The sequence below is a fragment of the Rhodobacter sp. SGA-6-6 genome (genome assembly GCF_011043545.1).
Taxonomy (GTDB): Bacteria; Pseudomonadota; Alphaproteobacteria; order Rhodobacterales; family Rhodobacteraceae; genus Pseudogemmobacter.
Genome location: NZ_JAAKGP010000042.1, coordinates 1 through 2,426, shown reverse-complemented (window position 1 = coordinate 2,426; position 2,426 = coordinate 1). Strand labels below are relative to the sequence as shown.

The following is a 2,426-nucleotide window of genomic DNA, read 5'->3' as shown; positions in this document are numbered from 1 at the left end:
TGACCCCGCTTGGTCAGCACGGGTAGCTGGCCCGATGCGGTGTAGCCTCCATACAGCGCAACCGGATCGGGCCAGCGGCGTCTCGGTCATTCCCGCGTCTTGAAGCGCCAGCTCTCGTTGCCGGTCTCGACGATGTCACAGTGATGGGTCAGTCGGTCGAGGAGCGCCGTTGTCATCTTCGCGTCTCCGAAGACGGTCGGCCATTCGCCGAAGTCGAGGTTCGTCGTCACGATGATCGAGGTGCGTTCGTAAAGGCGACTGATGAGGTGGAACAGGAGCTGGCCACCCGTCTGGGCGAACGGCAGATATCCCAACTCGTCGAGGATCAGGAAGTCGAGGCGGCACAGGAGATCCGCAGTGCGTCCCTGTCGGTCGGCGCGGGCTTCGGCGTCCAGCTTGTTCACCAGGTCCACGACGTTGAAGAAGCGGCCGCGCTTGCCACGGCGGATGCAGGCCCGGGCGATGCTGACGGCAAGGTGGGATTTGCCGGTCCCGGTGCCGCCGATGAGGACGACGTTACGCTGATGCTCGAGGAACTCTCCGGAGGCCAGATCGCGCACCAGCGTTTCGTTTACGGGCGTGTCTTCGAAGCTGAACTCGTCGACTTCCTTGGCCAAGGGCAGCTTGGCGATGGTCATCTGGTATTTGATCGAGCGAGCTTGTTTCTCGCTGATCTCGGCGTTCAGCAGGTCGCCCACGATTTGCTGCGGTTCGTGCTGTCGCTTCACCGCCGTGGCGATGATCTCATCGTAGGCGGCCTTCATGCCGTAGAGCTTCAACTGGCCCATCGCGTCCAGCACCTGTGATCTTTCCATGGCGGGGTCTCCTGAGGCTGTCGTAGCGTTTGCAGTCGGCCACGGGCTCGCAGGTCAGGCGCAACGCGTCCGGCGTGGCGATGGTCAACGGAGGTGGTGGCTCGCGATGTCGGGCCAGGATGTTCAGAACGACCGATGCCGCCGGGGCGCCTTCGGTCAGGGCCTCGACGCAGGCAGCCTCGACGGCTTCCAGTCCATCCGTTGGGATCATGCTCAGGATCTGGACCATCTGACGGTCACCGTTCGGCACGCGCCCCAGCTTACGCTGGACGCGTCGTATCGCCGGCGGCAGTTCCCATTCCTTGAAGGGAGCGCCGTTTCGAAGGGCGCCGGGCTTGCGGGCCAGCACCGGGATGTAGTGCAGCGGGTCATAGATGGCCTTGTCGCGCCCGAAGGCGCGGTCGTGCCGGCCGACGATCTTGCCGTCCTGCCAGACCTCGACCCGCTCGGCATAGGCGCGGATCTCGACCGGACGGCCGACGGCGCGACCATCGACCGAGTAGCGGTTCTTGTCGAACCTAACGAGGCAGGTCTTGGACACCGAGGCCGGCACGGCATGGAATCCGTCGAAAGGGCCGACGTAGGGCACCAGGCTCGCCCGCTCATCCTGGAACACGTCCCAGATTGTCCGATCACGCAATTCCTGGTGCGGATGGGCCTTGGCCCAGGCAATACAGCGATCCTGAAGCCAGGCGTTGAGTTCCGCGTAGCTCTTGAAGCGCGGCCGCGGCACGAAGAACCGCCGCCGGACAACGCCAACCTGGTTCTCTACTTGTCCCTTCTCCCAGCCGGACGCGGGGGTGCAGGCGACGGGATCGACAAGGTAGTGTCCGCACATCTGCTGGAACCGGCGATTATACGCGCGGTCGCGGCCGACGAAGATCGTGTCCACCGCCGTCTTCATGTTGTCGTAGATCCCACGCGCACAGGCGCCGCCGAAGAAGGCAAAGGCCTTGTCATGGGCATCGAACACCATTTCCTGCGTCTCTCGCGGGTAGGCCCGGACGAACAGCATCCGGCTATGACAAAGCCGGACGTGAGCCACCTTCACCGTGGTGGTCACGCCGTCGATCAGAACGACCTCGTGACTCCAGTCGAACTGGTAGGCTTCACCCGGATCGAAGCTCAGTGGCACATAGGCGGCGGCTGACGCTTCCTGCTCCGCCTGCGACCACGAAGCCGCATAGCGTCGGACCGCGTCGTAGCCGCCGTCATATCCGAGGGCCCTGAGCTCTTCGAAAATCCGGATGCGGGTCAGCCGCTCGCGCTTCGGCTTGCGCGCATTCGCCGCCAGCATCTCGTCGAGCTTGCCTTTCCAGGGACCGATCTTCGGCTGCGGTTGGACGGTTCGCTCGTAAGTCATCTCCGTTGCGCCGGACCGGATCACCTTCCGAACCGTGTTCCGCGATACCCGCAGCTCTCGGCAGATATGCTTGATCGACTTCTTGTCCTGGAAATACGCCCGGCGGATCTTCGCAATCGTCTCCACAACCAGCATCCCACACTGTGCCCCCCGATAGCCTCGGAGGCATCATGACCATCAGCGTAAGGGGGGTCATTTTTGGAAGCCGATTACCCCGTTACGGGGTCAATTTTGCACGCCGGTTCACA

General features: G+C 63.4%; 2 protein-coding genes. Both read right to left on the bottom strand.

Going from position 1 to position 2,426, the window contains the following annotated elements:
• Positions 1-86: 86 nt before the first annotated feature.
• Positions 87-815, bottom strand: coding sequence for an IS21-like element ISPkr1 family helper ATPase IstB (gene istB / locus G5B31_RS20795; RefSeq protein ID WP_024843951.1), 729 nt, complete (start codon positions 813-815; stop codon positions 87-89).
• The gene (gene istA / locus G5B31_RS20790) at positions 745-2,313 is read right to left on the bottom strand and encodes an IS21 family transposase (protein ID WP_028717560.1); all 1,569 of its coding nucleotides are present in this window, start codon (positions 2,311-2,313) and stop codon (positions 745-747) included. Before istA ends, istB begins: the two co-directional genes overlap by 71 nt.
• Positions 2,314-2,426 lie beyond the last annotated feature (113 nt).